Source organism: Thioalkalivibrio sp., from assembly GCF_007692535.1.
Taxonomy (GTDB): domain Bacteria; phylum Pseudomonadota; class Gammaproteobacteria; order Ectothiorhodospirales; family Ectothiorhodospiraceae; genus Thioalkalivibrio.
The window spans coordinates 1-6,782 of record NZ_REBW01000254.1; the positions used below are offsets into that span (position 1 = coordinate 1).

At 65.0% G+C, this 6,782-nt stretch carries 5 protein-coding genes and 1 pseudogene; 3 read left to right on the forward strand and 3 right to left on the reverse strand.

What is annotated here, in order from left to right; translation table 11 throughout:
- Positions 1 to 610: 610 nt before the first annotated feature.
- A complete protein-coding gene (locus tag EA346_RS14285; protein ID WP_296759723.1) occupies positions 611 to 1,147 on the forward strand; it encodes a macro domain-containing protein in 537 nt (178 codons plus the stop codon).
- A 43-nt stretch (positions 1,148 to 1,190) separates the two neighbouring features.
- Positions 1,191 to 2,359, forward strand: a pseudogene (locus EA346_RS14290) (nicotinate phosphoribosyltransferase); the annotation flags it as partial.
- 153 nt (positions 2,360 to 2,512) lie between these two features.
- Here the strand turns inward: EA346_RS14290 and EA346_RS14295 are convergent.
- Genes EA346_RS14295 through EA346_RS14305 form a run of 3 tightly spaced genes read right to left on the reverse strand, consistent with a single transcriptional unit; the run spans position 2,513 to position 4,838 of the window.
- Positions 2,513 to 2,938, reverse strand: coding sequence for an erythromycin esterase family protein (locus EA346_RS14295; RefSeq protein ID WP_366755804.1), 426 nt, complete (start codon positions 2,936 to 2,938; stop codon positions 2,513 to 2,515).
- Positions 2,869 to 3,648, reverse strand: coding sequence for a protein-L-isoaspartate(D-aspartate) O-methyltransferase (locus tag EA346_RS14300; protein WP_296759727.1), 780 nt, complete (start codon positions 3,646 to 3,648; stop codon positions 2,869 to 2,871). The genes EA346_RS14295 and EA346_RS14300 overlap by 70 nt, the downstream gene beginning before the upstream one ends.
- Positions 3,649 to 3,662: 14 nt before the next feature.
- Positions 3,663 to 4,838, reverse strand: coding sequence for a hypothetical protein (locus EA346_RS14305; protein ID WP_296759729.1), 1,176 nt, complete (start codon positions 4,836 to 4,838; stop codon positions 3,663 to 3,665).
- 278 nt (positions 4,839 to 5,116) lie between these two features.
- Between EA346_RS14305 and EA346_RS14310 the strand changes: the two genes are divergently transcribed.
- The coding region (locus EA346_RS14310) for a PAS domain S-box protein (protein ID WP_296759731.1) at positions 5,117 to 6,782 on the forward strand (1,666 nt) is incomplete at its 3' end.

A 6,782-nucleotide genomic window follows, 5' to 3' on the forward strand; every position in this document is an offset into this window, starting at 1 on the left:
GCTCCCGCACTCCATAAACGGGGACGCAGGGGCGGGCGTGGCCGTGACTTTCACGCTAATCGAGCTCCGCGGTGTCCGAGAAACGATACCGGACGCCTGCGGTGACGAAGTTGGATCCTCTAGCATCGCTGACCAGCCCGAACGCCCCAGAGCGGTGGTGAATTCGCAGCAGCAGTTCCCAGCGTGGATTGCGGTCCTGTGGGGGGGCAAATGTGATTTCCACAGGCATGAACACAAGCAGGCGGGACGCAGGGCGACGGGGGTGAACCTCCACTCGCGGTGTGCGCAGTGCGTAGGAAGGGCCGAGTCCGAAGGCGACCGTGGTGTTTACGTATCTGTCCCAGGGGAACCGGTGCCAGCGGATTAGAAGTGCGGTGTTTACCTCGGGGTGACGCTGCAGACCGGCGTGGAAGGCTGCGTTCGCCTCCAACTCCAGGCTCAGATGTCTCCCGAACCAGTAAAGCGTGCGCGACCCTCCGGCCACCCCGACGTACGAGTTGGGGGTTCCGGCGCTTGGGCCACGGTCGGGTATCAACTCGCAGTCCGGGACACTTTGTGCGATATGTCTATCCTTGAAGGGGATGGCCCAGTTGACCGGGGAATCTGTGAAATGGAGCGTAAGACCGTTCGCGGTATCTCGATCGAATGCGTGACCGGCGACATCGTGCACCAGTCGGATATGGATGCGATCGTCAACGCGGCCAACGCTCAGTTGCGCATTGGCGGTGGCGTGGCCGGCGCCATCCACCGCGCTGCGGGGCCCGGCCTTGAGGCCGAGTGCCAGGCACTGGCGCCGATCGCGCCGGGGGAGGCGGTGATCACGGCCGGGCACAATCTTCCCAACCGATTCATCGTCCACTGCCTGGGACCCGTGTACGGGCGTGATGAGCCGTCGGCAGAGCTGCTCGCGGCCTGCTACAGAAACGCCCTGCGGCTCGCGGAAGAGGCGGGGATCCGAGCGATCGCCTTTCCCGCCATTTCGACCGGCGCGTTCGGTTTCCCGATGCAGGCGGCAGCCCGCGTGGCCCTACAGACCGTGGCCGACGAGGCGCCGCGGCTGCACTCGGTACGCCACGTGCGTTTCGTGCTGCACGACGCGGCCGACCAGGCCGTCCACGCCCGGATTCTGGAGGAACTCGTCGCTTGATCGATCTGCCCAACACGTACCGCTCTCGAAGAGGGATCATCGCATGAGCCGCACAGCCCCGCAGGCACCGGTCACGGTTTGCGACCAGGAACTGGCCCTGTTCACCGACCTGTACGAACTCACGATGCTGCAGGCCTACCTCGAAGAAGACATGCACGATTCCGCGGTCTTCAGCCTGTTCGTGCGCCGGTTGCCAGAACGGCGCAACTAGCTGCTCGCCTGCGGTCTCGATTCGTTGCTCGGCCAGCTGGAAGACCTTCGTTTCGTGCCCCGCGATCTCGAATACCTGGCGTCGCTGGATCTCTTCTCCAGACGGTTCCTGGACTGGCTGGCGGACCTGCGGTTCACGGGCGATGTGTACGCGGTGCGGGAGGGCACGCCGGTATTCGCCAACGAGCCGATCCTCGAGGTCGTCGCACCCCTGCCCGAGGCGCAGCTTGTGGAGCGCTGGTGATGAACCAGATCCACCTGCAGACGGTGCTGGCCTCCAAGGCAGCGCGGCTGGTGAGCGCGGCGGCCGGGCGACCGGTGCTCGATTTCGGTGCCCGGCGCATCCACGGCCTGGATGCCGCCGTGAAAGGTGCCCGGGCTTTCCACATCGCCGGCGTGGCAGGCACCTCCAATGTCTTGGCCGGCCGCGCCTACGGCGTGCCGGTGCGCGGCACCATGGCACACAGCTACATCCAGGCCCATGACGTGGAGGTCGAGGCTTTCGAGGCCTTTGCCCGCCTGTATCCGGATACCGTGCTGCTGGTGGATACCTACGACACGCTGGAAGGTGTCCGGCGGGTGGTGGATCTCGGAGAGCGGCTCGGGGAACGGTTTCGGGTCAGTGCCGTGCGTCTCGACTCGGGCGATCTGGACACTTTGTCATGGGAAGCACGTGGCATCCTGGACGCAGCCGGCCTCGAGCGGGTGGAGATCTTTGCCAGCGGCGGTCTGGATGAGGATGCCATTGAGCGATTGCTGTCGGCGGGCGCGCCCATCGACGGCTTCGGGGTGGGCACCAGCATGGGCATCGCCAGCGATGCGCCAGATCTCGACATTGCCTACAAGCTTGCCGAGTACGCGGGGAAGGGGCGGTTGAAGCTCTCCTCGGGCAAACCTATCCTGCCGGGGCGCAAGCAGGTATTTCGCAAGGTACGCGACGGGGTCTTCCGCGGCGACATCATCGGGCGCTGGGCAGAGAAACTGCCCGGGGAGCCGCTGCTGGTCAATGCGATGTTCCCGGCCTGCGGAGCTTCCGTGATAATCAGGAGATTTTTTGCCAGGGCAATGGGTGGATCCCTTGCCTGGGTTCGGATCGGTAAGATGCGCAGTAACTGAGGAGACCACCGAGCCCCTACCTGCAGGACCCGCCTCGCCTCAGGTCTTGAGCGGGTGCATGTCGTCCAGCGCCTCGTTGTCGCGATCGTCGAGTGGCCGCACCGCCGAGGTCCCGTCGAACTGCTTCGGGAGCACCGTTTCGAAGTAGTGGCTGACGCGCTCGGTTTCGGGCCGGTAGATCACCCCGATGGCACGTTCCAGTCGCTGCGCGGCAAGATCGTGTCGCACCTCCTCGGAAGCGGCATGGCGCAGGGGCAGTAGGAATCGCTCGTGCGATACCCGGTGAAAGACCTGCTCGTAGCTGTCGGGATGCGAAGGCCTCACTTGCATCACCTGCATGGGTTCGTCCCAGTTCGATGCCGCAGCCACGGTCCCGTGGTCGGTGCCGAACCCGATCAGGTAGGCCTCGTCGCCCCAGGCCTCGCGCGCGAGCTGGCCGATGTTGATTTCGCCGCGCATGCCCATTTCGGTGGCCGCCGCATTGCCGACATGGCTGTTGTGGGCCCAAACCACCGCGCGCGCGTCGTCGCAGCACCGATTCCAGCGTGCTGAAGCGGCACGAATTGGACGCGGCCCAGCGAATCCTGGGTGTACTCGTGCGTATCGACCTTGCGCACCCGCAGCAATTCCTGGCTGTGGGTTCGATCCCCCACCGGAATCACCATGCGCCCGCCGATGGCGAGCTGATCGAGCAGCGTCGGTGGCACATCCGGACCGCCGGCCGAGACCAGGATGGCATCGAACGGCGCGTGCGCCGGCCAGCCGCGGGTGCCGTCGCCATGCATGACCTCGACGTTGTGGTAGCCCAATGCGCCGATTCGCTCACGCGCAAGTCTGGCCAGTTGCTCGTGGTACTCGATGGCATAGACCTCTGCCGCGATCCGGCTCAGCACCGCGGCGGCATAACCCGAGCCGGCCCCGACTTCGAGGATCCGGTCGCCCGGCTCGAGTTCCAGCGCCTCGGCCATCAGCGCCACGATGTACGGTTGCGAAATGGTCTGGCCTTCCTCGATGGGCAGCGGCCCGTCGCGATAGCTCAGCTCGCGATAGTTTTCGGGCACGAACTGCTCGCGCGGTACCTCGCGCATCGCATCGAGCACACGCTCATCGGCGATTCCGCGATCGATAAGCTGATCTTGAACCATTGCATCGCGCTGGCGTTTGAAACGGGTCATGGCGAAGCCTCCTTTTACGCGTCGCTGCCGCGTGCCGGGCCGAGATAGCCGTCCGGAGCCAGGCTGGTGGCAAGCATCACGTCGTTGATGTCCCGGTGATCGTTCCAGACCGGCAGGCTTCGGTGTTCCGCCTGCAGCCAGACCCGCTCGATCCGATCGGCCAGTGGCAGGAAGGGCTGGATCCGGTCCAGCGAAGTGCGCGGTGCGTCCGGCGCTGTTGAATCCGGCAGGCCGGATCGCGCTGCTTCGAAAAGCCGCTGCGCCGCGTGCAAGCCAATGCCGAGACCGAGTTCACGAAACGCCAGCCGGTGCGAGGGCGGCGCGTCGAGTTCGCCCCGGCCTGTCACGTGATCCAGCCCGACGGCGGCGGCATCGATCAGAGCGGCAACCTCTTCGTGCTTGGGATCCGACATTTCGGGCGCAATGCGGAAAAGCCTCCAGGCATCGACCAGCAGGCCGCCGATGCCGAGTGCGTCGGCGGTGGCCAGGTCGCGGAAGGCAAACATGTTTCGGTACACGGAAACCTGCGCGCGCAACTCCCGCTGCTCGCGGTCGTCGGCGTGCGTGGACGCGGCCAGGGCTTGGGCGGTAATCCAGCCATCCAGCGGGTCGTGATGACCCATCGAAGATACCAGCGGGCGATCCAGATCGACGCTCATTTTCCAGACCATGCGCGCGGAGCCCGTGGCGGCTGGATGCTCTACGAAGCCGTTGAAGGCCGCCAGTGCCAGGTCTGCCGCCCAGCGATGATAATGCGCCTCGCCAGTGATCTCGGCGACGCATTCCAGCGCGTGCATCCAGCGGGTCAAGTAATGGAAGTACTGGCCGTCACGGTCCCATTCGCGCTGCTCGTCGAGCGGCTCTGCGGGGCTGCGCTCGGGCAGTGACTTGCCGATGCGCAGGCCGGCCCTCGTCGGCGTTCGGCGGTGCTGCCCGTCGTCCATGCCGCCGAGCCAGCCGCGGCGCGAATCGTTGGCGGCATACGCGCCCAGCACGTCGTGCACCTGGGCGACCAGGCTGGTCGCCCGATCAAGGAATTGATCGTTTCCCAGCGCGCGGTGAAGCTCCAGGTAATTGCAGACCGCAAATGCGTCAGTCCAGAGATAGCGCCGCGGCGCCCGCTGACCCACCAGCCCCGTGCGCTCGGCAAAGGCCTCCATCAACTGCTCGACCTGTTCGTAGCGATCCATCTTGGCTGCCAGTCTGGCGATCGCGCGAGGTTCCAGAGAAGGCTCTGGAAGACCTGCATGGCATGTTCTCAAGAATACGTCCGATTGGCCAGTTTGTAGAGGAATCAACCTGCTGGGACGACCGCATAACCAATCTGGTATACCTGCGATCCCCGGTGAGGAAAGCGGATGCGCTACGATGGACGCATGAAACCACGTCGATGCGTCCGCTTCAGGGCTAGGGATTCCCGCGAGGAAGACCGGGCGAATCGGCGTGCGGAGGAGGGCTCGCGGTCCCGATGAACGATGCAACAGGAGATGTGAGATCGTCCCGCGCGGAGGCGCGCGAGGACGCCTTGGACTATGTCCGCAGCATCGTCGACACGGTGCGCGAACCGCTGCTGGTCCTCGACAGTCATCTGCGGGTGCAGAGCGCGAACCGCTCCTTCTACCGGACTTTCCGGGTATCGCCGCAGGAGACCGAGGGGCAACTCCTCTACGATCTGGGCAACCGGCAGTGGGACATCCCGCGCCTGCACAATCTTCTTGAAGAGGTCTTGTCCGAAAATACCGCGTTTGACGACTTCGAGCTCGAGCACGATTTTCCGGACATCGGACGGAAGGTGATGCTGCTGAACGCCCGCAGGTTGCGGCAGGAGGAGGGCGAGCGGATCCTTCTGGCCATCGAGGACGTGACCGAGCGGCGGCGGGCCGAGAGGGAACGCCAGGAGATCGAGACCCGCTTCACCGCCCTGGTGAAGAACATCAAGGACCACTCGATCTTCTCGCTCGATCCGGAGGGCCGGGTCACCAGTTGGAACGTCGCGGCCGAGCACATCCTGGGCTATTCGGAGGCGGAGGTGCTCGGGCGTCACTTCGCGTTCATCTTCACGCCGGAGGACTGCCAGCAGGGGATCCCCGAGGCCGAGTTGCGCGCAGCGCGGGAGCAGGGCCGCGCCGATGATGAGCGCTGGCATCTGCGTAAGGGTGGGGAGCAGTTCTGGGCCCTGGGCATCGTCAGCGCCCTGCACGATGCCGACGGCCGGTTGACCGGGTTCTCCAAGATCCTGCGGGACATGACCGATTGGAAGCGATCCCAGCAGGCCATGCAGGCAAACGAGCAGCGGCTGCGGCGGATGCTCAGCATCGACGGTGTTGGGGTGCTGATCTTCGACGGCTCCGGCACGCTCGTCGACGCCAACGACGCCTTCCTGAAGTTGAGTGGCTACAGCCGCGCGGAGATCGAGGCGCGGGCGCTGAACTGGCGCGCGATGACGCCGTCGGAACATATGGCGGAGAGCGAGCGGCAGATGCGTCTGCTGGCCGAGACAGGCCGCATCGGGCCGTACGAGAAAGAATACTGGCGCAAGGACGGATCGCGGTCGTGGATGCTCTTCGCCGGCGCAAGTCTCGGTGACGGCACTGCCGTGGAGTATTGCTTCGATGTCGAGGGCCGCAGACACGCCGAGGCCGCGATGCGTGCGAGCGAGGCGAACTACGGCGCGCTGTTTGAACAAGCGGGTGATGGAATCTGGCTCGCCAACCAAGAGGGCAGTTTCATCGACGTGAATCTGGCGGGGTGCAAGATGCTCGGCTACTCCCGCGATGAACACGTGCAGCTGACGGTCCAAGACATTATTCGCGCTGCCGATGCCCCACGACTGCGCGAGTTGATGCAAGCCCTAGCCGCTGGTCAGCACATCACTGACGTTTGGGAGATTCTGCGCGCGGACGGTACGTTTATTCCCCTCGAACTCAGCCACTCGATCACCCCTGCCGGATTCTGGCAGGCCATCGGTCGAGACATCACCGAGCGGGTCAAGGCCGAGGAGGCGCTGCGCGAGAGCGAGTCCCGGTTCCGGACCATGGCCGATGGATTACCGCTGATTGTGTGGGTCCACGATACGGAGGGTCGCCAGGAGTTCGTCAACCGCACCTTCTGCGAGTTCTTCGGCGTGAGCGCCG